The organism is Acidithiobacillus sp. HP-11, assembly GCF_015100075.1.
In the GTDB taxonomy this organism is placed as follows: Bacteria; Pseudomonadota; Gammaproteobacteria; order Acidithiobacillales; family Acidithiobacillaceae; genus Acidithiobacillus; species Acidithiobacillus thiooxidans.
Map to the genome: position 1 here is coordinate 59,416 of NZ_JACKYY010000002.1, position 21,149 is coordinate 80,564.

Annotated in this window: 28 protein-coding genes; 18 read left to right on the forward strand and 10 right to left on the reverse strand. The window is 55.6% G+C overall.

What is annotated here, in order from left to right; translation table 11 throughout:
• Positions 1–8: 8 nt before the first annotated feature.
• From lptB to H7F08_RS00965, 9 genes are read right to left on the reverse strand one after another with little or no spacing between them, the layout of a single operon-like run.
• Positions 9–734 (reverse strand): LPS export ABC transporter ATP-binding protein, encoded by a 726-nt coding sequence (gene lptB / locus H7F08_RS00925; protein WP_010640632.1) that lies wholly within the window; start codon positions 732–734, stop codon positions 9–11.
• Positions 731–1,261 (reverse strand): lipopolysaccharide transport periplasmic protein LptA, encoded by a 531-nt coding sequence (lptA, locus tag H7F08_RS00930; protein WP_226831403.1) that lies wholly within the window; start codon positions 1,259–1,261, stop codon positions 731–733. The genes lptB and lptA overlap by 4 nt, the downstream gene beginning before the upstream one ends.
• On the reverse strand, positions 1,251–1,805 hold the full coding sequence (gene lptC, locus H7F08_RS00935; RefSeq protein WP_024893436.1) for an LPS export ABC transporter periplasmic protein LptC: 555 nt from the start codon (positions 1,803–1,805) through the stop codon (positions 1,251–1,253). The genes lptA and lptC overlap by 11 nt, the downstream gene beginning before the upstream one ends.
• Complete coding sequence (locus H7F08_RS00940) at positions 1,805–2,356, reverse strand: KdsC family phosphatase (protein ID WP_031571007.1); 552 nt, start codon at positions 2,354–2,356, stop codon at positions 1,805–1,807. The genes lptC and H7F08_RS00940 overlap by 1 nt, the downstream gene beginning before the upstream one ends.
• The gene (locus tag H7F08_RS00945; RefSeq protein WP_024893438.1) at positions 2,353–3,324 is read right to left on the reverse strand and encodes a KpsF/GutQ family sugar-phosphate isomerase; all 972 of its coding nucleotides are present in this window, start codon (positions 3,322–3,324) and stop codon (positions 2,353–2,355) included. The genes H7F08_RS00940 and H7F08_RS00945 overlap by 4 nt, the downstream gene beginning before the upstream one ends.
• Positions 3,325–3,348: 24 nt before the next feature.
• Complete coding sequence (locus H7F08_RS00950; RefSeq protein ID WP_010640641.1) at positions 3,349–3,627, reverse strand: hypothetical protein; 279 nt, start codon at positions 3,625–3,627, stop codon at positions 3,349–3,351.
• A 27-nt stretch (positions 3,628–3,654) separates the two neighbouring features.
• Positions 3,655–4,089, reverse strand: a complete 435-nt coding sequence (locus H7F08_RS00955; protein WP_024893439.1) for a hypothetical protein — start codon at positions 4,087–4,089, stop codon at positions 3,655–3,657.
• Positions 4,079–4,756: a nucleotidyltransferase family protein gene (locus tag H7F08_RS00960; protein ID WP_024893440.1), complete on the reverse strand. Its 678-nt coding sequence runs from the start codon at positions 4,754–4,756 to the stop codon at positions 4,079–4,081. The genes H7F08_RS00955 and H7F08_RS00960 overlap by 11 nt, the downstream gene beginning before the upstream one ends.
• Entirely contained in the window at positions 4,753–5,775 is a 1,023-nt protein-coding gene (locus H7F08_RS00965) for an aminoglycoside phosphotransferase family protein (RefSeq protein ID WP_193639675.1), read from the reverse strand. Before H7F08_RS00965 ends, H7F08_RS00960 begins: the two co-directional genes overlap by 4 nt.
• A 29-nt stretch (positions 5,776–5,804) precedes the next feature.
• Here H7F08_RS00965 and H7F08_RS00970 point away from each other — a divergent pair, with 29 nt between their 5' ends.
• From H7F08_RS00970 to H7F08_RS01055, 18 genes are all read left to right on the forward strand, one after another.
• Positions 5,805–8,000, forward strand: a complete 2,196-nt coding sequence (locus tag H7F08_RS00970; RefSeq protein ID WP_193639676.1) for an LPS-assembly protein LptD — start codon at positions 5,805–5,807, stop codon at positions 7,998–8,000.
• Positions 8,000–9,439 carry a peptidylprolyl isomerase gene (locus H7F08_RS00975; protein ID WP_193639677.1) on the forward strand — a complete coding sequence of 480 codons (1,440 nt, stop codon included), beginning with the start codon at positions 8,000–8,002 and terminating at the stop codon, positions 9,437–9,439. Before H7F08_RS00970 ends, H7F08_RS00975 begins: the two co-directional genes overlap by 1 nt.
• Positions 9,432–10,250: an ABC transporter permease gene (locus H7F08_RS00980; protein WP_010640651.1), complete on the forward strand. Its 819-nt coding sequence runs from the start codon at positions 9,432–9,434 to the stop codon at positions 10,248–10,250. Before H7F08_RS00975 ends, H7F08_RS00980 begins: the two co-directional genes overlap by 8 nt.
• A gap of 87 nt (positions 10,251–10,337) precedes the next feature.
• Positions 10,338–10,580: a BolA family protein gene (locus H7F08_RS00985; RefSeq protein WP_226831405.1), complete on the forward strand. Its 243-nt coding sequence runs from the start codon at positions 10,338–10,340 to the stop codon at positions 10,578–10,580.
• Positions 10,581–10,614: 34 nt separating this feature from the next.
• A complete protein-coding gene (gene grxD / locus H7F08_RS00990; protein ID WP_010640654.1) occupies positions 10,615–10,938 on the forward strand; it encodes a Grx4 family monothiol glutaredoxin in 324 nt (107 codons plus the stop codon).
• Between the two features lie 19 nt (positions 10,939–10,957).
• On the forward strand, positions 10,958–12,235 hold the full coding sequence (gene murA / locus H7F08_RS00995; RefSeq protein WP_010640656.1) for a UDP-N-acetylglucosamine 1-carboxyvinyltransferase: 1,278 nt from the start codon (positions 10,958–10,960) through the stop codon (positions 12,233–12,235).
• A complete protein-coding gene (gene hisG / locus H7F08_RS01000; RefSeq protein ID WP_024893445.1) occupies positions 12,232–12,879 on the forward strand; it encodes an ATP phosphoribosyltransferase in 648 nt (215 codons plus the stop codon). Before murA ends, hisG begins: the two co-directional genes overlap by 4 nt.
• Positions 12,876–14,177 (forward strand): histidinol dehydrogenase, encoded by a 1,302-nt coding sequence (gene hisD, locus H7F08_RS01005; RefSeq protein ID WP_024893446.1) that lies wholly within the window; start codon positions 12,876–12,878, stop codon positions 14,175–14,177. Before hisG ends, hisD begins: the two co-directional genes overlap by 4 nt.
• Positions 14,174–15,244 (forward strand): histidinol-phosphate transaminase, encoded by a 1,071-nt coding sequence (gene hisC / locus H7F08_RS01010; protein WP_024893447.1) that lies wholly within the window; start codon positions 14,174–14,176, stop codon positions 15,242–15,244. Before hisD ends, hisC begins: the two co-directional genes overlap by 4 nt.
• Positions 15,241–15,840: an imidazoleglycerol-phosphate dehydratase HisB gene (hisB, locus tag H7F08_RS01015; RefSeq protein ID WP_193639678.1), complete on the forward strand. Its 600-nt coding sequence runs from the start codon at positions 15,241–15,243 to the stop codon at positions 15,838–15,840. Before hisC ends, hisB begins: the two co-directional genes overlap by 4 nt.
• Positions 15,837–16,502, forward strand: a complete 666-nt coding sequence (gene hisH / locus H7F08_RS01020; protein WP_024893448.1) for an imidazole glycerol phosphate synthase subunit HisH — start codon at positions 15,837–15,839, stop codon at positions 16,500–16,502. Before hisB ends, hisH begins: the two co-directional genes overlap by 4 nt.
• 39 nt (positions 16,503–16,541) lie before the next feature.
• Positions 16,542–17,270, forward strand: coding sequence for a 1-(5-phosphoribosyl)-5-[(5-phosphoribosylamino)methylideneamino]imidazole-4-carboxamide isomerase (gene hisA / locus H7F08_RS01025; protein WP_024893449.1), 729 nt, complete (start codon positions 16,542–16,544; stop codon positions 17,268–17,270).
• Between the two features lie 4 nt (positions 17,271–17,274).
• On the forward strand, positions 17,275–18,036 hold the full coding sequence (gene hisF / locus H7F08_RS01030; RefSeq protein ID WP_024893450.1) for an imidazole glycerol phosphate synthase subunit HisF: 762 nt from the start codon (positions 17,275–17,277) through the stop codon (positions 18,034–18,036).
• A gap of 78 nt (positions 18,037–18,114) precedes the next feature.
• Entirely contained in the window at positions 18,115–18,807 is a 693-nt protein-coding gene (gene hisIE, locus H7F08_RS01035; RefSeq protein ID WP_010640670.1) for a bifunctional phosphoribosyl-AMP cyclohydrolase/phosphoribosyl-ATP diphosphatase HisIE, read from the forward strand.
• 75 nt (positions 18,808–18,882) lie between these two features.
• Positions 18,883–19,107: a Sec-independent protein translocase subunit TatA gene (gene tatA, locus H7F08_RS01040; protein ID WP_010640672.1), complete on the forward strand. Its 225-nt coding sequence runs from the start codon at positions 18,883–18,885 to the stop codon at positions 19,105–19,107.
• 6 nt (positions 19,108–19,113) lie between these two features.
• A complete protein-coding gene (gene tatB, locus H7F08_RS01045; protein WP_024893451.1) occupies positions 19,114–19,512 on the forward strand; it encodes a Sec-independent protein translocase protein TatB in 399 nt (132 codons plus the stop codon).
• A gap of 128 nt (positions 19,513–19,640) precedes the next feature.
• Complete coding sequence (tatC, locus tag H7F08_RS01050; RefSeq protein ID WP_024893452.1) at positions 19,641–20,465, forward strand: twin-arginine translocase subunit TatC; 825 nt, start codon at positions 19,641–19,643, stop codon at positions 20,463–20,465.
• An 83-nt stretch (positions 20,466–20,548) separates the two neighbouring features.
• Positions 20,549–20,782, forward strand: coding sequence for a hypothetical protein (locus H7F08_RS01055; RefSeq protein ID WP_031570998.1), 234 nt, complete (start codon positions 20,549–20,551; stop codon positions 20,780–20,782).
• A gap of 43 nt (positions 20,783–20,825) precedes the next feature.
• On the opposite strand, the gene H7F08_RS01060 is transcribed toward H7F08_RS01055, so the two are convergent.
• Positions 20,826–21,068: a CopG family ribbon-helix-helix protein gene (locus tag H7F08_RS01060; RefSeq protein ID WP_024893454.1), complete on the reverse strand. Its 243-nt coding sequence runs from the start codon at positions 21,066–21,068 to the stop codon at positions 20,826–20,828.
• Positions 21,069–21,149: the final 81 nt, after the last annotated feature.

Below are 21,149 nucleotides of genomic sequence, written 5' to 3' on the forward strand. Positions count from 1 at the left end.
TTCCAGATTCAGATTCGAAACTGATCTCCCAGATATACCTGACGAACCATGGGATCATCCACGATTTCCTGTGGGCTCCCGGCCGTCAGCACCTTCCCATCATGCAGTATATAGGCGCGTTCGCAAATGCCTAATGTTTCGCGCACATTATGATCAGTAATCAGGATACCTATGCCGCGTTCACGTAAGTCCTGAATAAGACGTTGAATTTCTAAAACAGAAATCGGGTCGATCCCCGCAAAGGGTTCATCCAGCAAGATGAAGCGCGGACTCATGGCCAAGGCGCGCGCAATTTCCACCCTGCGCCGCTCGCCGCCGGAGAGACTGTGCCCCTTGGTGTCGCGCAGCAGGCCCAAATGCAATTCAGCCAGGAGCTGATCCAGGCGATCCTGGCGCTCGGCTTTACTGAGCGGCAGGGTCTCCAGAACCGCGAGAATATTATCTGCTGCGCTCATTTGCCGAAATACCGATGGTTCCTGAGGCAGGTAACCCAATCCCATGCGCGCCCGTTCATGCATGGGGAGTGCAGTGATATCACGTTGCTGCAGAAAAATATGACCGCGATTCGGACGTACCAGTCCGACCATCATGTAAAAAGTGGTGGTTTTGCCAGCGCCATTGGGGCCGAGCAAGCCCACGACTTCCCCGGCGGCAACCTGAACAGAAACATCCCGGACAACCGTACGACGACGATAGGATTTGACCAGGGACTGGGCCTGGAGCAGATCGCTCATGGCCTCCCACCGCTGGCAGAGCGGTTTGCTGCTGCAGGATAAAACACGGAGTGGACGCGCTGTCCGGGGGCTGCCGTCACTGCCGTTTGCTGGTTATTCAAAAAGTAGGTTACCTGCTGGCCACTGATTTCATTTTTTTCCTGCCAGAGATGGGCGTTTCCCTGCAACACAATTTCCCCCGAACCCGGCTTGTAAATCAGGGTATTTCCATAGCCGTGGCGCTGCGCGCTGGACATGGTAAAGCTGACGGGACTACCAGTTGCCGTGGCCGTTTGTACTTTGCCCTGCAGGGCAGCTATGACGAGTTTGTTGGCATGAATGACCACATCGCCCTGGGTCATAACGACATTGCCGAGATAAGTGGCCTGCTGGGAAGGCTTGTTTTCGGCATGCAGCGTATCTGCACTGATATGAATGGGTCCTTTGGCCAACGTCTGTTGGGCAGCAGGGGCCGCCAGGGCCGCCAGGGAAACTATCATCAGCCCGACCGGCCAGTAACGCCCTACCGAGCCATGCTTAAGGCGCATAAACACCACGTACATTCCGCAAAATATTGACCTCCTCGGTTTTGACCGACGCCCAAAGCCCCATTCCGGTCATCCAGTCCTGACCATGTTCCAGACGAACCGGATCCTGGGTGCTAATAATGCCCGTTTGCGGGTTATAGTGCACCCTCTCGGTCAGAAAACGGGTATCTGGTTTCATTGTCCCGATGACATTCCCCCACAGGGTAATCAGGTGGCTGGATCCATCGACCTTGCCCTGATTGGCGCTCAGATTCAGTTCCTGGCCGGGTCGAAAACGTTTGACTGCGACGTCTTTGAGTATGGTCTGATCGCGACGCGGTTCGTGATAGGCCGTGTGCGCCGTGGCCAGTAAGTCCAGCTTCCCGGCGGCATCATACTGGCGCATGACAACATCTTCAGCGGCCTGATCGCCCTTATGAATTTGACCGTGCCAGTCAATTTGCGGGAGCGACAGGGGGCGCTGCGGCCATGACCACCAGACCAGTCCGGCAAGACACATAAGCAGCACGGTAAAACCCAGGCTGGGAAGCCGCAAACGCAGCATCAACAATGCCCCTGTTGCCCAGCCTGGGTCAAAACGGCGGACCAGCAGCCCTTGGCCTGCAAAATCAGCTCACATAATTCCCGGACGGCCCCTCGGCCACCCTCATACTGGCTTTGCCAGTGAACCCGCTGGGCCAGTTCCGGATGGGCATCAGCTGGCACAGTGGCCAGCCCGACGCGCTGTAAAATGGGCAAATCAATGAGATCGTCACCCATGTACGCGACCATGGCATCTTCGACATTCAGCTCCAGCTTCAGCTCACTGTAAGCCAGATGTTTGTCCTTGCAGCCCTGAAAAAGATGTTTGATACCCAGGTCCCGGGCACGATGCGCCACTGCTGGAGAGAATCGTGCGGTAATAATGGCCAATTCCACGGCATGCGCCTGCAGCAGCTTGATCCCGTAACCATCGCGCACGTGAAAGGCTTTGCTTTCGGTGCCGGCATCATCAAAATACAGCCGTCCGTCGGTCATCACTCCATCCACGTCCAGGATCAGCAGCCGGATTTGCGCAGCACTTTCCATCAGGGTTTCCGCTGCCAAACGCTTCATACAATTCCGGCCCGAAGTAAATCATGCATATTCAAGGCGCCGACCAAGCGCTGATTGTCGTCCACAACCAGCAGCGCCCCCACCCGTTTGGCCTCCATCAGGGCCAAAGCCTCGGCCGCCAGAGCCTCAGCGCGGATGCTGCAGGGTTGGGCATGAGCCAGGGCAGACATGGGTTGCTCCCAGAGATCCTGACGTTCGGCAAAAGCCCGCCGCAAATCGCCATCGGTGAAAATTCCCAACACCCGATCCTCGCCATCCACCACAGCGGTCATCCCCAAGCCTTTGCTGCTCATTTCCAGAACAGCATCACGCAGCATGGTCTCCAGGAATACCTTTGGCAAAGCCTGGCCTTGGTGCATCACATCCTGAACCCGGAGCAACAGTCGCTTGCCAAGGCTTCCACCGGGATGGGAAAGCGCGAAATCATCCGCCGAAAAACCGCGTGCCTGCAACAAGGCCATGGCCAGGGCATCGCCCATGGCCAGAGTTGCCGTGGTAGACGCCGTCGGCGCAAGATTCAGAGGACAGGCTTCGCGCAGCACACTGCAATTGAGATGCACAGCGGCACTGCGCGCCAGGGTCGATTGGGGGTTTCCGGTCATGGCGATCAGTGGCACGGCCAGACGCTTGACCACCGGAAGAATGGCCAGCAATTCAGCCGTTTCACCCGAATTGGAGAGCGCCAGAAGACAATCAGAGCGGGTCAGCATGCCCAGATCGCCATGACTGCCCTCCGCAGGGTGCAGAAATAAAGCCGGACTGCCCGTACTGGCCAGGGTCGCGGCGATTTTTTTGCCGATGATGCCGGATTTGCCCATACCACTCACCACCACCCGGCCCGAACATTGGAGAAGTAACCCGCAAGCCTGGACAAAACTGTCGTCAAGACGTGCTTCCAATGCACTTACCGCTTCAGCCTCCAGACGCAAAACATCACGCCCGGTAGCCAACAGATTATCGACATCCATGCTTACTGCCATTCTGACAAACACTTAATCTGCACGATCACCGTCCTGTTCCTGAATGGCTTCATAGACTGCATGACAATGGGGATGAGCCGCCATGACCTTGTCAATATCTGCAAATGAAGTCTGGCGCAGCAAGGTCCAGCAACGCATATTTTCTGCGGCCAGACTTTCGGGATGCTGTGCATACCAGTTGCTGCTGTCCTTGGGCGTATTGCCGACAAGCACTTGCCCCCGCGCCCACCACAATAGCAGGGCAAAAAGTGCTAGCGCACCAATAATGACCAACGTATATACAATTTTCATAAATTCTGCTGGAAGACCCGGGTTAAGTTAAACTTCTTCGTGATATTGCTGGTTCAACAATTGTACCAGTTTCCCTTCGCGCTCAGTAATATCCGCCATCAGGCGGTCGCTGAAATCCTGCCAGAATAATTGCAGACGGGCGAGATCTTCTCCTTCTGCAAACTGGCCCATCAATTCGCCCACCTTTTCAACGACTTCACGAAGTTGCAAACTGGTACTCAGGGCATTTTTAATTTGTTCGCGAGGATGGGGTATCCAGCTCCGGTCACTGACGTAAGAGCGCAAACGCTCACCATACTCCAGAACCCGTTTGCGCAACTTGCCGCCAAGCCCAATTTGCTGACTGCGCAAATCCCCCCAGACAGCGAGTTCCATCAAATCAACCCAGTCTTTCCGCCAGCGTTTTCGGAGTTCGGCGGACACAGATATCGCGTCCTGGACGGCTACCAGGTCAAATTCCATCTTGCCGTACCCTGCATATTTCCTGCGCCACTTGCCATCGCTCCGGCGTACCTACATCGGTCCATATTCCCTGATACAGGGTCCCCTCCACCACACCCGCTGCAATCCACTGTCGCAACCAGGGCGCCAAGGGTGCCGATTGCTCCGGATAGCCCCGCAACAGCGCCGGATCTATGCGGGCAATTCCTGCATAAGTATGACGTTCTTCGCCCTGCAACACCACCATCCCCGCATTCAGGGCAAAGTCTCCTGCGGGATGATGGGGTGGATTGGGCACTAGAACCAGATACACCGCAGCCGGTGATACCTGGAGCAGGACATTCAAGGGAAAATCCGTACAAATATCGCCATTGACCAGCAAAAATGGAGCACCTCCTAGTTGTGGCAAAGCCCGGATCAAAGCGCCACCCGTCTCCAGGCGTCCCGACCTTTCGTCACTGTAGATAATGCGCACTCCCTGCCAATTGTAACCCAGTTTTTCCACAATCAGGTCGCCCAGATGACCGATATTGATGATGACCTCGCAGACTCCCGCAGCGGCCAGGGATTCCAGATGCCGCACGATGAGCGGTTTTCCCCCGACTTCCAGCAAGGGCTTGGGTAGATGGTCCGTGTAGGGACGTAAGCGTTCACCCCGCCCGGCTGCGAGGATCATCGCCCGGGTCATAGCGCCAGCCAGACCGAGAACTGCGGGAAAAATATTTGCAGCTGCGCATCGCTGGCCAAGGCATCCAGTACATATTTGCGAAATTGCGGTAGTAAATCCAGATAACCCGACTTGCCATCGCGATAGGCCAAGCGGCAAAAAATTCCCAAAATCTTGATGTTGCGTTGCAATGCCATCCATTCGACACTGCGTACAAAGGACTCCTGCGGCAATACCGCCCTGCCAGTTTTGCTGAGTCGGCCCTGAAAATCCAGAATCCATTGGTGCCGGCGGGCAGAGCCCCAATCCCAGTAACGATCCCAAAGCAAGGAGGCCAGATCATAGGTCCAGGGGCCGGTCACAGCGTCCTGAAAATCAATCATCACCAGCCGCCGGGGATCAGTCTGCAGCATGAGATTGCGGGCGTGGAAATCCCTATGAACCCAGACCTGAGGCTGATTGAGGGCATTGTCCTGCAACAGTGCAAACAGCTTTTGCAAGTTCTGCTGCGCTTCTTCATCCGGCGTCACCCCCAGATGCCTGAGCAAATACCAGTCATAAAACAAAGTCAGCTCTTCGCCCAGACGTTGCCTTGAAAAAAACGGTAGACGAGGTCGCGCATCATCCTTTCTGCCCGCGCTTTGCAGGGCAACAATGAGGTCCAGCGCCTGCTGCATCCAGAACTCCGTTTCCGTGCCTGTATCCAGAATGGCCTTGAGATCCGTAGTTCCCAGATCTTCAATGAGCACAAATCCCGGCTGCAACTGCGCTGCCAGAATTTTTGGCACGGGCAGTCCAGCACTTTGCCAGCGCTGCTGAACCCGTAGAAAGGGCAAAATATCCTCAGGTGGTGGCGCATCCATAAACAGCCGCTGGTCCGGCAAACGCCAGTAATGCCGGCCACTGGCATCACCGGGAATGGCCTGAGACTGTCCAGCATCCACGCCCCTGGCCTGCAGCCAGGCTGCTGCATCTGGCGATATTTGTCCGGCCGAAACAGCGGGCGTCAAAATTTTTCTGGCGTTTAGAGATTGCGACATAAAAGCATTTTGTGCGATTTTAGGCGCCTATGAAAAGCCCTCTTCAGCAGGTTCGCAAATTTCGACACGGAAAATCTCTTCCGTCCGGGCACGTTGCTTCTCCACGTCGCCGCATTTGCCTGGCCCTGCTGGCAGCATTGCTATACCCCGGCCTCGCCTGGGCTACGACTGTGGAAAAGCCGGTGACCCTGTATGCCGATCAAGTCAACGGAATGGGCAGTGGGCACTGGACGGCCAAGGGTAATGTCGAAGTACTTTATGGAGATCGGCGGGTTTACGCCGATACGGTGCATTACGACCAGGCCAAAGATGAAATTCTGGCTGATGGCCACGTGCGGATGGTGAGCCCCGGCATGGTCACAGCAGCCCCCCAGGCGACCATTCATCTCAAGGCCAACGAGGGGATAGTCGTACACCCCCGTTATCTGCTCGAAGCCGAGCAGGGACATGGTCATGCAGAAAGTGGGCGCGAGTTGAGCAAGGGTCACTATCAGCTGAATGAGGCTTGCTACACAACCTGCCACGGCAAGGTACCCGCCTGGCAACTGTGGAGCAGTCAGATCGACCTCAACCAGAACGACAACTATGTGACGACCAAAAATACTACGCTGAATGTATCCGGCCTTCCGGTATTCTGGATGCCCTATTTCAGCTTTCCGCTCAAGCGTCATTCCGGTTTTCTGGCCCCCGGCCTGGGTAGCTCCACCGTCAACGGCTTTTATCTGGGCATCCCCTACTATTTCGACATTTCCCGCAACCTGGACGACACCTTTACCCTGAATTACTTCACCCGGCGTGGTGTCATGCTGCAAAATGAATTTCGTTATCTCGAACCGAACTACAGCGGCAAGCTTTTTCTGGATTTGTTACCTTCGGACCAACTGACCCATAAAAACGTCTGGGCATTGTCCTGGCAGCACAACCAGAATCTCGGCGACGGCTTCAGTTTCAGCGTCAATTACAATCGTGTCAGTTACAAAAACTTTCTTTCCGATTTCGGCAGCACCGCAGGTTTCGGCAGCAGTTTTATTGGCGGTATTGGTAACGCCCCTTACATTACTTCGACCGGCGGCATTTATTACAACAATGCCCACATCAGTGCCGGTGCCGAATTACAGGGTTACCAGGAACTCGCGCCAGACAGCAACGCACCTTATGCCCAGTTGCCGCGCATTTATGCAGATGGCTACTGGCGGGTGGAACGCAGCGGCTACTTCAACTGGCATAGCAGCTTCAATTATTTTTCTGCTTCCACCGGACCCATTGGTCAGCGCCTGGATCTGACCCCCACTCTGGGATGGCGCTTCAGCCGGGGTTGGGGCTTCCTCGAACCCCAGGCCCGCCTCTACTACAGCCATTATCAAATTCAACGCAATGCCCCTTATGCGCGCGCCATAAACCGCACCCTCCCCGCCCTGAGCCTGAAGGGTGGACTGAATTTTGTCCGCTATGGCAGCAATGGCAGCACGGCGCTCCTGCAACCGATTTTCAAATATACCTACATTCCCTTGCAGGCCCAGAATGACATTCCCAATTTTGACGCCAGCACGCCTTACCTGGATTTTCCCGGCATTTTTAGCGACAACGTACTGTATACCGGCAGTGACCGGATAAATGCTGCCAATCAAATTGCCTATGGGCTACGTGGTACCTGGCTGACCCCCACGGGCCGTCAGCTCTGGGAAGCAGCCGTCGGGCAAATTCGCTATTTCAATCACGAACAGATCAATCTGGCTGGTGATATTGTTCCGCAGGCCACACAGTCCAATTATTTTTTCGAGGGACAATACGCCCCCGTTGCCGACATGAACCTGCTCGCCAGCACCCAGATCAACCCGCAACATAGCCAGCTCGACCGCCTCAATCTGCGCGCCCAATGGTTGCCGGGACCGCAGCGGGTGATCAACCTCGATTACCGCTTTACCCGGGATTTCGTCGACCAAACCGGTGTTTCCGGCGCCTGGCCGGTATTCCGGAACTGGCAGTTACTGGGGAGCTATCAGTATGATGTTACCGACAGTAAGCCTCTGGAGGAGCTGGTGGGGATCGGCTATGATGGCGGCTGCTGGGCAGCGCACATGATGGTATATCATCAGATCCTGCTTGGCGGGCAGTCCAATAATGCTGTTTATTTCGAGATCGTGTTGCGCGGCCTAACCAGCCTGGGCAATGCCTCAACCGGTTTGCTCAGCCAGTATGTGCCGGGCGCCAGTATGGAGTTTTGATGTCCTGCAAACGTCGTCCACTTGTTATTGCCCTGAGCCTGCTGCTTGGAACCCTGCCCGTTGCGGGCTTGGCCAGCACGCCTTTCCTGAACCGGGATACCCTCCTGGCCCAGGTACCAGCGCCTGCTGTTGATTCTGCACCGGCAACGCATACTTATTCGGAAGACTCTGCACTGGCACCCATGAATGCGCCAATGCCCAGCAACGCGGTGAATCTGGATAAAATCGTAGCCATCGTCAACGACAATATCATCACCTCCATGCAACTGGAGCAACGCGTCAGCGCGGTGCGCGCCCATCTCCAGCAGAGTGATCCCAATGCCATGCCTGCGGATGACATTTTGCGCCGTCAGGTGCTGCAACAGATGATTTTGCAGGATATCGAATTACAAATGGCGCAACGCGCCAACATAAAAGTGGACAAAGGCATGCTGGATCAGGCCGTCAACAACCTGGCCCAGGCCAACCACATGACCGCTGACCAGTTACGTCAAGCATTGAGTAGTCAGGGACAATCCTGGGAAACCTTCACAAACGATCTCAAGGATCGCATTATTGTTGACCGACTCATGCAGCAGGAAGTGGAAAGCCGCGTCCATGTGGGGCCTGACGAAGTCAAAACCTTCGCTCATCAACTCAAGGACATGGGCGGAGTCAGCTTCAACCTGCAGCAGATATTCATCCCCATGCCCAACAACCCGACCCCCAACGCCATCAGCACAGCCCGCCAACAGGCCACCGAGGTCCGGAATCACCTGATTGCCGGGGAAGACTTTTCACGTCTCGCAGCGCAAGTCAGCAGTGGCCGCGATGCCCTGCAGGGCGGTCGGATAGGCTGGGTGAAAGCCGGAGAGCTCCCCCCCTCGGTGTCTCAGGCCCTCATGTCCCTGAAAACCGGGGATATCAGCCAGGTCATCGCCGGACCCACCGGTTTCCACATTTTCAAGATCCTCGACAAAAAAGACGAACAACCAACCATCACTGAGGTCAAAGCAGCAGCCATCGTGCTCCGCGCTGGCAGTAGCCTGCAACTTCAGGAAGCAGAAGATCGCGCCCAGGATATTCAGACTGCCCTTCAGAATGGCAGCCGTTTCTCGGAACTGGCGCGGAACTACAGTCAGGATCCCAACACCGCTGCAAAAGGCGGAGAAATGGGCTGGATTACCCCGGGACAGCTGCCAGACACCCTTGAACGGACTTTGCTCACCTTGCAGCCCGGAGCCGTCAGCAGTCCCATTCGTGAAGGCGATGCGATTTACATCCTGCAGTCCCAGGGCCGGCGTCAGCAGCCCGTGGAAGAAAAACAGATCATGGCAGCAGCACGCATGCAGCTCTTTAACCGGATTGTCCGTGAACGCATGGACGAATGGCAACATCGGATTCGTGACAGTGCCTATGTAGAAATTCTGGAACCCAATCTACGCGGCAGCGATGCCTGAAATTCTGCATAGTACCCCGGCAACTGTCGCAAGCGGCAACCGCATTCAGGGCAGTCTGACCCCGACCTGGACCCTGTTTTACAAGGAAACCCTGCGTTTCGGTAAAGTCTGGTTGCAAACCATTGCCGCCCCGCTGATTACCACCATTCTCTATCTGGTGGTTTTCGGGCATGCTCTGGGCAGTCATATCACCGTGTATCCAGGTGTCAGTTATACGGCTTTCATTGTGCCCGGCTTGATGATGATGTCTGTGCTCCAAAATGCCTTCGCGAACAGCTCTTCCAGCCTGATTCAATCCAAGGTGACCGGAAATATTGTGTTTGTGCTGCTCAGCCCGCTCACGCCCACGGAAATTTTTACGGCCATGGTCGCCGCTTCGGTGTTCCGGGGTATTTTAGTGGGACTGGCTATTTTTGCCCTGGCTTTACTGTATCTGCACATTCCCGTGCTGCATCCCTTCTGGATTCTGGTTTTCGCCATTCTTGGGGCCAGCGGCATGGGTAGTTTGGGTTTGATAGCGGGCCTCTGGGCCGAAAAATTCGATCAGATCGCCGGTTTTCAGAATTTTGTCATTATGCCCCTGACCTTTCTGGCCGGAGTATTTTACTCGGTGCAATCCCTGCCGGGGATCTGGCGGCAGATTTCCCTGATTAACCCTTTTTTCTACATCATTGATGGCTTTCGTTACGGTTTTTTTGCCGATTCGGATGTCAGTGTCTGGGCCAGCCTGGGGGTCAGCCTGGCTTTTGCACTCATCACCGGCTTTTTTGCCTGGCGCCTGCTTGATCGGGGTTACAAGCTGCGCCAGTAATACAGCACGCCATACGAAAATAGCCGCTTTGAAAAGGGGATCACAAATCTCCTGTTATGGGATACAATGTTCCACATGAACGCCAACATGATCAAATCACTTATTCAGCAAGAACTCCCGGATGCCCTGGTTGAAGTACAGGGAGACGACGGTGCCCATTTTGAAGCACTGGTCATCTCGGCTACTTTTACCGATTTGTCCCCTGTCAAACAACACCAGCGGGTTTATGCCGCTCTGGGTGAACGCATGCGTGAAGAAATTCATGCACTTTCCCTGCGCACTCTCACCCCTGAACAGGCCGAGCAGATCCGTCATTCTGCCCAGCACTGAAACCATCCACGCCCGACACGTCACGAGGATTACCATGGCTACGATTCAAGAACTCATTCAGGAACAAGTTGAAAAACACCCTGTTGTGCTTTACATGAAGGGCAACCCCCGCGCGCCTCAGTGCGGATTCTCGGCGCGCGCCATACAATTGCTGCAACAGTCGGGAGTGAAGGAATTATTCACTGTGGACGTTCTCGCCGATCCCCAGATTCGCGACGGTATCAAGCAGTTTTCCAGCTGGCCAACCATTCCCCAGTTGTATATTCAAGGTGAATTTGTCGGCGGCTCCGACATCATGTCTGATCTCTACCAGCAGGGCGAACTCCAGAAGCTGGTGGAAAAAGCCCAAAACGCCTGAAAGGTTAGCATCGACCCTTATGGATAAACTGCTGCTGCGTGGTAATGGCCCCCTGCGTGGCGAACTACGGATTTCCGGGGCCAAAAATGCGGCGCTGCCCTGCCTCGCTGCCACCTTGCTGGCAAAAGAACCCGTACAGCTTCGTAATATCCCACATCTCCGGGACATTACCACTACCCTGGAACTCCTCAGCACCCTCGGAGCCAGAGTCCTGGTGGACGGTCAACTCGGTATCGAAGTGGATCCCCGGCCGGTACACTCGCTGGTGGCTCCCTACGAACTGGTAAAAACCATGCGGGCATCCATTCTGGTGCTCGGCCCACTCCTCGCCCGCCACGGTTCTGCTGAAGTCAGCCTGCCGGGAGGCTGCGCCATTGGTAGTCGTCCCGTCAGTGTCCACCTGAGCGGTTTGCAGGCCCTGGGTGCGGAAATTACGGTGGAAAATGGCTTTGTCAAAGCCAGGGCGGCAAAACTCATCGGCGCCCGGATTGTCATGGAAATAGTTTCTGTCACCGGCACCGAAAACCTGCTCATGGCAGCGACACTGGCCGAGGGGCACACCACGCTCGAAAATGCGGCCCGCGAGCCCGAAATTGTGGATCTTGCCCGCTGTCTGAATGCCATGGGCGCGCGCATTTCCGGGGCGGGCACTTCGGTCATTGAGATAGAAGGTGTCAAAGAATTACATGGTGCCGAACACAGCGTGGTGGCTGATCGCATTGAAACCGGCACTTATCTGGTCGCCGCAGCCATGGCCGGGGGCGATGTCTGCCTCAAACGTACTGACGCCAGTCTCCTGGAAAGCGTCATCCTCAAATTGCGTGAAGCCGGGGCAGAGGTAACAACGGGCGCCGACCTGATTCGCCTGCGCATGAAGCAGCGACCCAAGGCCGTAGACATTCGTACCGCCCCTTTTCCTGCTTTCCCAACGGACATGCAGGCGCAGTTCATGGCCCTCAATTGCATTGCCGAAGGCAGCGGCGTGATTACGGAAACGATCTTTGAAAATCGCTTCATGCACGTTTCCGAATTGCAGCGCCTCGGGGCGGAAATTACCGCCGACGGTAAAACGGCGGTAGTCCGGGGTGTTCCGAAGTTGCGCGGCGCACCGGTCATGGCCACCGATCTGCGTGCCTCGGCCTGTCTGGTTCTGGCTGGTCTGGTCGCTGAAGGGGAAACCCTGATCGACCGGATTTATCATCTTGATCGTGGCTACGAAGTCATTGAAGAAAAACTGGGCGCTCTCGGCGCGGATATTCGACGTATCAGCAATAGTGGTCTCAGGAGCGCATCATGAATACCGGCATCACCATCGCCCTGTCCAAGGGCCGTATTCTTCAGGAAGCCATTCCGTTATTTGCCGGTGCGGGCATCGAACTGGCCGAAGATCCCGATGAATCACGTAAACTCATCATTCCCAGCACCGATCCGCAAGTGCGTTTTCTGGTGATTCGTGCCAGCGATGTCCCTACCTATGTGACCTGGGGTGCTGCCGATGTCGGTATCGCCGGAAAAGATGTGCTGCTCGAACAGGAAGGACTGGATTTGTATGAACCGCTGGACTTGCGCATTGGCCTATGTCGCATGTCCGTGGCAGAGCCTGCCGCGCTGGCTGCCACCGATGCCCCGCAACGCTGGGAGCGGGTGCGGATTGCCACCAAATACCCGCACATTACCCGGGACTATTTTCATAGTCGTGGGGTGCAGACCGAAATCATCAAATTGTACGGCAGCATGGAGCTGGCGCCTCTGGTCGGACTTGCGGATCGTATTGTCGATCTGGTTTCCAGCGGTCGGACGCTTCTGGAAAACGGCCTCGTCGAAGTCGAGGAAATCATGCCGATTTCCAGCCGCCTGGTAGTCAATCGGGCCGCCATGAAACTCAAGCGCCGCGCCATTGAACAGCTGATTACCCAACTGGAGGCACAGGTCCGCTCATGAATCGTCTCGACACCCGCGACTCTGATTTCACCCGGCAGTTTCATGCCCTGCATGATTGGGATGCCAATCTGGATGATCAGGTAGAAGGCCGGGTCAGGGAGATTGTCCATGCCGTGCGCGACCGGGGGGACGCCGCCTTACGGGAATTTACCGAACGCTTCGATGGTTTGAGCACCGCTTCTGCAGCTGACCTGGAAATACCCCGGACGGCTCTGGAACAGGCTTTAAACAGCCTGGAACCCTTGCAGCGTGCGGCCCTGGAAGAAGCCGCCCAACGTATTCGCGCTTATCACAAACATCAGCGCAGCGAGAGCTGGAGTTTCAGCGAAGATGATGGTACCCGGCTTGGCCAGCGCATTTTGCCCTTGTCCCGGGTGGGTATTTATGTACCCGGCGGCAAGGCTGCCTACCCCAGCTCGGTGCTGATGAACGCCATCCCTGCCCAGGTTGCCGGGGTTCAGGAGATAATCATGGTTGTCCCTACCCCCAAAGGTCAGGTGAACTCCTGGGTATTGGCCGCTGCCGCCATTGCCGGGGTGCATCGGGTGTTTTGCGTGGGGGGTGCTCAAGCCGTTGCAGCACTGGCTTATGGAACCGAAACCGTTCCTGCCGTCGACAAAATCGTCGGTCCCGGCAATATTTATGTCGCCACGGCCAAGCGTATGGTTTTTGGTCGGGTAGGCATCGATATGATTGCCGGCCCCAGCGAAATCCTGGTGATCAGTGATGGGTCTGCGCCTGCAGAATGGCTGGCCTGGGATCTTCTGTCTCAGGCAGAACACGATGAAATTGCCCAGAGTATTTTCATCAGTTGGGATGACGCCCACATTGACGCTGTGGTCAGCGCAGTGGATCAGGCTCTGAGCGTGCTCGACCGCGCCCCCATCGCCGGTAAAAGCTGGGCAGATCGCGGGGCGGTGATCCGCGTGCGTGACCGTGCCGAAGCCTGCGAAGTCGCCAACAGGGTTGCCGCAGAGCATCTGGAGCTGGCAGTAGCTGATCCGGAAAGCTGGCTGCCCGACATTCATAATGCGGGCGCCATATTCATGGGTATTCACAGCTGTGAGGCACTGGGTGATTATGTAGCGGGACCCAATCATGTTCTGCCCACCGGGGGCAGTGCCCGGTTTTCCTCGCCGCTGGGTGTTTATGATTTCGTAAAACGCAGCAGTCTCATTCAGGCGAGTGCGGCTGGTGCCAACACTCTGGGCCAGCTGGCCGAGCGGCTGGCGCTGGGTGAAGGGCTGACCGCTCATGCCCGTTCTGCGGCCTGTCGCGTCACGGACCGGCAAAAATGAATAGCCTGACGCTGATGGAAGTTCTGCTGCGCCCGCAACTGCTGGCCAGCAAAGCTTATGCAGTCGCGCCCAGCACCGGCCTGATCAAGCTGGATGCCATGGAAAATCCCTATGGGCTCCCCGATCTGCTGCGCCAGGCCTGGCTGGAAAGTCTGAGCGATGCCCCCATTAACCGATATCCTGATCCCCATCCTGACAGCCTGATTACTGCCCTCAAAAAGCATATCGGCCTGCCTGCGGGTATTGAACTCATGCTGGGCAACGGCTCCGATGAACTGATTCAGATTCTGGTGACCGCTGTGGCCGGAACAGGACGGCCGATCATGGCGGTTGATCCCAGTTTCGTCATGTATCGTTTGCTCGCCGAGCAACTGGGACTGCCCTTCATCGGCGTGCCCCTGGATGCGGAATTTCAGCTGGATTTACCCGCAATGCTCCGGGCCATCGCCGAACATCAGCCCGCCATCGTGTTTCTCGACTGGCCCAATAATCCCAGCGGCAGCCTGTTCCCGGAAGCCGACCTCGCGGCCATTATCCAGGCGGCTCCCGGTCTGGTGGTGGTGGATGAAGCCTATCATGCCTTCAGTCAAACCACTTTTGCCGGGCGACTCGGACAATATCCCAACCTGCTGCTGTTGCGTACGCTTTCCAAAGAAGGTCTGGCAGGACTCCGCCTCGGCATGCTGGCAGGGCCATCCGCCTGGATTCAGGAACTGGACAAATTACGTCTGCCCTACAATATCAACATCCTGACTCAACGCAGTGCCGCCTTTTATCTCCAGCACAGCACCGTACTCGATGAACAGGCGGATATTCTGCGCGCCGAACGAGACAGGATGTTCAAGACCATCTCCGCCATGGGCCTGGCAGTCTGGCCCAGTGCCGCCAATTTCCTGCTTTTCCATACGCCCGGGAAAGCAGCGGAAATATACGCAGGTCTGAAAAACGGGGGGATATTGATCAAAGCCTTTACAGGCCACCCCCGTCTCGGCGACTATCTGCGGGTGAGTGTCGGCAAACCTGCCGAAAACAGCCGTTTTCTCTCCGTACTGGAGTCATTACTGTGAAGCCGCGCCAAGCTGAAGTCGAAAGAAACACCCTTGAAACCCAGATTCGCGTCCAGATCAATCTGGATGGCTCGGGACAGGCGAATCTGCATACCGGTCTGCCTTTTCTCGACCACATGATTCATCAGATTGTGCGTCACGGGCTTTTTGATCTGAGCATTCAGGCTCAGGGCGATCTCGACATTGATGCCCATCATACGGTCGAAGACATCGGCATCACGCTGGGTCAGGCTTTTGCTCAGGCAGTGGGGGACAAATCCGGCATCCAGCGCTATGGACACGCTTATGTACCTCTGGACGAAGCCCTGTCGCGGGTGGTTGTGGATCTTTCCGGCCGCCCCGGTCTGGTGTTTGCCGTAGAATTCCCGCGCGCCCAGGTTGGCGGCTTTGATGTGGATCTTTTCCATGAGTTTTTTCAGGGATTCGTCAACCACGCCATGCTCACCCTGCATCTGGATGCCTTGCGCGGCCGTAATACCCACCACATTGCCGAAACCCTGTTCAAGGCCTGTGGTCGCGCCCTGCGCATGGCGGTCAGCCCCGACCCCCGAATGGCCGGTAATATCCCCAGTACCAAAGGAACCCTGAGCCTATGAACGGTAACAGGGTGGGCATTATTGATTACGGGATGGGGAACCTCTATTCCGTAGCCAAGGCCGTGGAGTACCTGGGCGGTAAAGCCGTTGTCAGTGATCAGGTGAGTGAACTGGCCACTACGGATCGCATTATTTTCCCCGGTGTTGGTGCCTTCGGGGATTGTATGGCGGCATTGGAAGCGCGCGAACTCAGCGATTTTGTCCGCGTAGCTGCCCAGACCCGCCCCTTTCTGGGCATCTGTCTGGGCATGCAGATGCTGATGGACAGCAGTGAAGAACATGGCGAACATGCGGGTCTTGGCCTCCTGCCGGGCCGCGTCATCCCCTTTCCCGAAGAAGCCCTGCACAGCGCCGATGGTCGTCGCCTGAAAATCCCGCACATGGGCTGGAATGAGTTGCATCAACTGGTGGATCACCCGCTGTTCGCCGGTGTTCCGCAAAATGCCCAATTTTATTTTGTGCATTCGTATTACGTGGAGCCTTCTGCACCGGAAATCCTCGCGGCTTTCAGCGATTATGCTTTTCCCTTCTGTGCAGCTGTCGCAGCGGACAACCTTTTTGCCATGCAATGTCACCCGGAAAAAAGTGGCAGCGCCGGCCTGCGCCTGCTCGGCAATTTTCTTGCCTGGGATGGAGACTGCGGCTCCCAATGTGCCATCTGAGCTGATCTTGCTGAAAAATTTTTTACGGAGGATGTTGTCATGCTGTTGATTCCGGCCATCGACCTTAAAGGCGGCAGTTGTGTGCGCTTGCGCCAGGGACGCATGGAAGACCATACCATTTTTTCTGATGATCCTGTTGCCACGGCCCAGCGCTGGGTAGATGGTGGCGCAAAACGTCTGCATATTGTTGATCTGGATGGAGCCGTACAGGGTGAGCCGGTCAATGCCAAAGCCATCGCGGCCATTTGTGAACACTTTCCAGACCTGGAAATTCAGGTTGGCGGTGGCATCCGCAGCGAGGAACAAATTGAAACCTACATCCAGGCGGGGGTGCGCTATGTCATTATCGGCACCCAGGCAGTCAAGGCACCGGGCTTCGTCCGCGATGCAGCCGTCAGCTTTCCCGGCCACATCATGGTCGGCATTGACGCCCGGGATGGCAAGGTAGCCACCGAAGGCTGGTCCAAGCTGTCCCGCCACGATCCCGTGGATCTTGCCCAACATTTTGCTGCCGATGGCATCGAAGCCATTATCTACACTGATATCAGCCGCGACGGCATGTTGAGTGGACCCAATATACCCGCCACGGTAGCACTGGCGCAGGCCGTCCCGGTTCCGGTCATCGCCTCGGGAGGCATTGCCGACCTCGACCAGGTGCTGGCGCTCAAAGCCCACGAAGACGATGGGGTAATGGGTGCCATCACCGGCCGGGCGATTTATGAAGGGACACTGGACTTTGCCAGTGCCCGCGCCCAGGCCGAGGCTTAGGGCCATGCTTTCCAGGCGCATCATTCCCTGTCTGGATATTGACCATGGCCGCGTCGTCAAAGGTGTCCAGTTCGTCGCCCTGCGCGATGCCGGTGACCCGGTAGAAGTGGCCAAACGCTACAATGATGAAGGCGCTGACGAGCTGACTTTTCTCGATATTTCGGCCAGTTATGAACAAAGGGGCACCCTGGCAGAGGTAGTTTCGGCAGTTGCTGCCCAGGTATTCATCCCTCTGACCGTCGGTGGCGGGGTGCGCAGCGTCGACGACATCCGCACCCTGCTGCTGGCAGGTGCGGACAAAGTCAGCATCAATAGTGCGGCCGTCAAGGAACCGGAACTGGTGCGTGCGGCGGCCCGGCGTTTTGGCAACTCCTGCATCGTGGTCGCTATTGATGCCAAACGCGTCGATGACCACTGGGAGGTATTCACCCACGGAGGCCGTCATTCCACCGGTCTCAACGCCATCACCTGGGCGCAGCAGATGGCGGACTATGGCGCCGGAGAAATCCTGCTGACCAGTATGGATCGGGATGGAACCGGTGTGGGATTTGATCTGGAGCTGACCCGCGCTGTCAGTGATGCGGTTCCGGTTCCGGTTATCGCTTCGGGTGGCGTCGGTGCCATTGAACATTTTGCCGAAGGCGTTGTGCAAGGTCATGCCGACGCCGTGCTGGCCGCCAGTGTTTTTCATTTCGGACAGTTTCGCATTGCCGAAGTCAAAGCCGAAATGGTCAAAGCCGGTATTCCCGTGCGGGAAAGCATCTGAAAACGCCGGCTGTGCATCCAGCATCAGACATATTGCGTAGTTTATAGAAACACACATACTTCGGGGGTTTATAGCGGCATGGGTGATAACCAGTACAACGCTCTCCTGGCAGCCGTACGCTGGAATGCCGATGGTCTGGTTCCGGCCATTGCCCAGGATGCCCGCAGCGGTAGGGTCCTGATGCTCGCCTGGATGAATGCCGAAGCCTTAACAGCGACTTTGCGGGACGAGATGGGCACCTACTGGTCACGTTCCCGGCAAGCCCTCTGGCGCAAGGGAGAAAGCTCCGGCCATTTTCAGCATCTGGTCGATCTGCGCCTGGATTGTGACGGCGATACACTGCTGATGCGGGTTATCCAGGAAGGGCCGGCCTGCCATACCGGCGAGGCCACCTGCTTTTTTCAGGGAGCGCCCGGTGCCGAAGGTTGGCAGCACCAGGCTCCGCCCCCAGGCAGCATTCTCGACAGCCTGCAGAGCACCTTACATCAACGTCGACAGGCTGATCCCGGCCAGTCCTACGTCGCGCAACTGCTCCATGGCGGCCAGGACCGGATCCTGAAAAAAGTGGGCGAAGAAGCCACAGAATTTGTGTTGGCCTGCAAAAATCATGAGAAAAAACCGATTATTGCCGAGGCTGCTGACCTGCTGTTTCACCTGATGGTGGCTCTGGAGGAACAGGATTTGCATGTAGATGATGTCCTCGCTGAACTGGCGAAACGCGAAGGAATTTCCGGCCTGGATGAAAAAGCTGCAAGGCGTCCGCTGGCTTGACGCAACAGAATTTTTTTTCTATGGTCAAAGAGTTAGGTTGTAGCGCATAGCCCTTTCGGGGCAAGGAGAGCAGTGATGGGCGCTTTTAGTATCTGGCATTTGATTATTATTTTATTGATTGTTGTAGCCCTGTTCGGCACCGCAAAATTGCGGAATGTTGGCTCGGATCTAGGCTCTGCAATCAAAAGCTTCCGTTCTGCCGTCAAGGAAGAGGAAGAAGAGAAAAAGGATGCGAGCATTGGTCATACCATCGATGCCAGCGTTCAGCCCAGTAAAGAGCACGAAACCGTTAATCGTTGATCGGTCATGTTTGATTTCAGTTTTGGCGAACTGGCACTTCTGGGCATTATTGTTCTGCTGGTGGTCGGCCCGGAAAAAATGCCTGAAATGGCTCGAACTGCAGGCAAGTGGTACGGTGTCATGCGCCGTACCATGAATGGTCTGCGTTCTGAAGTAGAGCAGCAGCTTTTGCTGGACGATTTGCGCAAGGAAGCAGACAAGTTAAGGGATTATGCCAGTGAGGAAATTTTACCGGGTGACATAACCGCTTCTGCGTCGCTTCGGGAAACCCGCGCCAACGAACTTGCCTCCGAAGCATCCCCTCCACAAGAAAGCGGGCCAAGACAAACGGAACTCGACATTGATGTCGTACCACCAGCCATACATTCTGATGACCTGCCTGGACCAGAAGATCGCCTGCATTGATGGCCGTTCTCTACTGCTGATGGAGTAGTTATTTTCACTTTTCCCTGTATGCCTTCTATCCCTTCATACGGCCTGGATGCTTGCACACACACTTTTTTTTGTATTCCGCCTGAGGAAATTGCTTAAACATGGAGAAATTGGCGGAGAACACTTTTATTGGTCATTTGCTGGAACTGCGTCGCCGGGTACTGGTATCCGTCATCGCCATTTTTGTTGGTTTTCTCGTTTCCTATCCCTTTTCCAAAACCATTTATAATATTCTTGCTGCCCCCCTGATTGCGGTTCTGCCCAAAGGCAGTCACCTGATCTACACCAGCCTTCCCGAAGTATTTCTCACCTATATTCAGTTGTCCCTGATTTCAGGATTTGTGCTGGCACTGCCCGTAGTGCTTTATCAATTCTGGGCTTTTCTGGCTCCGGGCTTATATGAACACGAGCGCAAAGCATTTTTCCCCCTCATTTTCGCTTCAATATTTCTGTTTATTGGCGGAATGCTCTTTGCCTATTTTGTGGTGTTTCCCAATGCGTTTCGTTTTTTTACCAGTTTTTCCGGTTCAGATATCACCGCCATGCCGAAAGTGGACAGCTATTTGTCCCTGATCGTCAAGTTCTCCCTGGCCTTTGGTCTGGCCTTTCAAATCCCTATTTTGATTGTCGTTCTGGTACGCGTAGGTATTCTTCAGGTTGCGACCTTGCGGCGGAGTCGTCGCTATGCGTTTTTAGTCTGCGCCATCGCCTCAGCCATCCTCAGCCCCCCCGATGTCATGTCCATGGTACTGCTCCTCATCCCCATGTATATGCTCTTCGAGCTGGGCCTGTTCTTTGCAGGACGCATCCGGACACGTCAGCCTGTTGCAGAAAATGTTGAAGAAGAAACCCCTGATCGCAGTGCTGCCGACGAAATGGATGTGGCAGAGGAGAGTTTCCGGAAGAAGGATGACGAGGAACAGTAAACAGGAACTACTGCGAGGCACCGCATTGTCTTTTCTCTTTGTAGATTCCATAATTAGAGCGAATCAGACATAGGGTGCGCGAAATGGAAGACAATTTGGTACTGGAACAACTCAGAAAAATCCGGGCTGAGCTGGATGCCGCCCGTGAGCGTGACCACGAAATCTTGGCGAGATTAGGCGGCATAGAGACAGGGCTTACCCGCATTGCCCGTGACGAAGCGGGTAATTATGCTGAAGTTATCCATGACCGACACAGCATTGACAGAATTCGGGAAAGATTGGACCGTATTGAACGTCGCTTGGAAATGGCTGACTAATGCCGCTTCATCACCAAGGTCACGCAAAGCGTTACGAAAAAACTTAATCTGCACGCGAAGCCCATTTGTCGAACACAGCCGCAACCTCCTCTGTGCTGGCAAAATCTTCGGCATCAGCATCTACAAGCCCAACATGAATCTGGGATGCCTGCCATTGCTCCCCTTCCAGGTACTCTTTGATGGCCTCCATAGCCAACCAAGACCGGCTACGTCCGGTCATTTCCGCCAACGATTCCAAATCATCCTGAACGGCTTCTGGCACCCTGATAGTCAATACAGACGACATGATGCACCTCCGAGCTCAATGTATGACTAAGCATACATAAGATACGACGCAACATGAATGGGGTCTGGAGTCCAATGGAAC

Bases quoted from the DNA above. Each gene is read 5' to 3' on its own strand.
- lptB (WP_010640632.1), bottom strand. From the start codon at position 734: ATGAGCGATCTGCTCCAGGCCCAGTCCCTGGTCAAATCCTATCGTCGT.
- lptA (WP_226831403.1), bottom strand. From the start codon at position 1,261: ATGCGCCTTAAGCATGGCTCGGTAGGGCGTTACTGGCCGGTCGGGCTG.
- lptC (WP_024893436.1), bottom strand. From the start codon at position 1,805: ATGCTGCGTTTGCGGCTTCCCAGCCTGGGTTTTACCGTGCTGCTTATG.
- H7F08_RS00940 (WP_031571007.1), bottom strand. From the start codon at position 2,356: ATGAAGCGTTTGGCAGCGGAAACCCTGATGGAAAGTGCTGCGCAAATC.
- H7F08_RS00945 (WP_024893438.1), bottom strand. From the start codon at position 3,324: ATGGATGTCGATAATCTGTTGGCTACCGGGCGTGATGTTTTGCGTCTG.
- H7F08_RS00950 (WP_010640641.1), bottom strand. From the start codon at position 3,627: ATGAAAATTGTATATACGTTGGTCATTATTGGTGCGCTAGCACTTTTT.
- H7F08_RS00955 (WP_024893439.1), bottom strand. From the start codon at position 4,089: ATGGAATTTGACCTGGTAGCCGTCCAGGACGCGATATCTGTGTCCGCC.
- H7F08_RS00960 (WP_024893440.1), bottom strand. From the start codon at position 4,756: ATGACCCGGGCGATGATCCTCGCAGCCGGGCGGGGTGAACGCTTACGT.
- H7F08_RS00965 (WP_193639675.1), bottom strand. From the start codon at position 5,775: ATGTCGCAATCTCTAAACGCCAGAAAAATTTTGACGCCCGCTGTTTCG.
- H7F08_RS00970 (WP_193639676.1), top strand. From the start codon at position 5,805: ATGAAAAGCCCTCTTCAGCAGGTTCGCAAATTTCGACACGGAAAATCT.
- H7F08_RS00975 (WP_193639677.1), top strand. From the start codon at position 8,000: ATGTCCTGCAAACGTCGTCCACTTGTTATTGCCCTGAGCCTGCTGCTT.
- H7F08_RS00980 (WP_010640651.1), top strand. From the start codon at position 9,432: ATGCCTGAAATTCTGCATAGTACCCCGGCAACTGTCGCAAGCGGCAAC.
- H7F08_RS00985 (WP_226831405.1), top strand. From the start codon at position 10,338: ATGATCAAATCACTTATTCAGCAAGAACTCCCGGATGCCCTGGTTGAA.
- grxD (WP_010640654.1), top strand. From the start codon at position 10,615: ATGGCTACGATTCAAGAACTCATTCAGGAACAAGTTGAAAAACACCCT.
- murA (WP_010640656.1), top strand. From the start codon at position 10,958: ATGGATAAACTGCTGCTGCGTGGTAATGGCCCCCTGCGTGGCGAACTA.
- hisG (WP_024893445.1), top strand. From the start codon at position 12,232: ATGAATACCGGCATCACCATCGCCCTGTCCAAGGGCCGTATTCTTCAG.
- hisD (WP_024893446.1), top strand. From the start codon at position 12,876: ATGAATCGTCTCGACACCCGCGACTCTGATTTCACCCGGCAGTTTCAT.
- hisC (WP_024893447.1), top strand. From the start codon at position 14,174: ATGAATAGCCTGACGCTGATGGAAGTTCTGCTGCGCCCGCAACTGCTG.
- hisH (WP_024893448.1), top strand. From the start codon at position 15,837: ATGAACGGTAACAGGGTGGGCATTATTGATTACGGGATGGGGAACCTC.
- hisA (WP_024893449.1), top strand. From the start codon at position 16,542: ATGCTGTTGATTCCGGCCATCGACCTTAAAGGCGGCAGTTGTGTGCGC.
- hisF (WP_024893450.1), top strand. From the start codon at position 17,275: ATGCTTTCCAGGCGCATCATTCCCTGTCTGGATATTGACCATGGCCGC.
- hisIE (WP_010640670.1), top strand. From the start codon at position 18,115: ATGGGTGATAACCAGTACAACGCTCTCCTGGCAGCCGTACGCTGGAAT.
- tatA (WP_010640672.1), top strand. From the start codon at position 18,883: ATGGGCGCTTTTAGTATCTGGCATTTGATTATTATTTTATTGATTGTT.
- tatB (WP_024893451.1), top strand. From the start codon at position 19,114: ATGTTTGATTTCAGTTTTGGCGAACTGGCACTTCTGGGCATTATTGTT.
- tatC (WP_024893452.1), top strand. From the start codon at position 19,641: ATGGAGAAATTGGCGGAGAACACTTTTATTGGTCATTTGCTGGAACTG.
- H7F08_RS01055 (WP_031570998.1), top strand. From the start codon at position 20,549: ATGGAAGACAATTTGGTACTGGAACAACTCAGAAAAATCCGGGCTGAG.
- H7F08_RS01060 (WP_024893454.1), bottom strand. From the start codon at position 21,068: ATGTCGTCTGTATTGACTATCAGGGTGCCAGAAGCCGTTCAGGATGAT.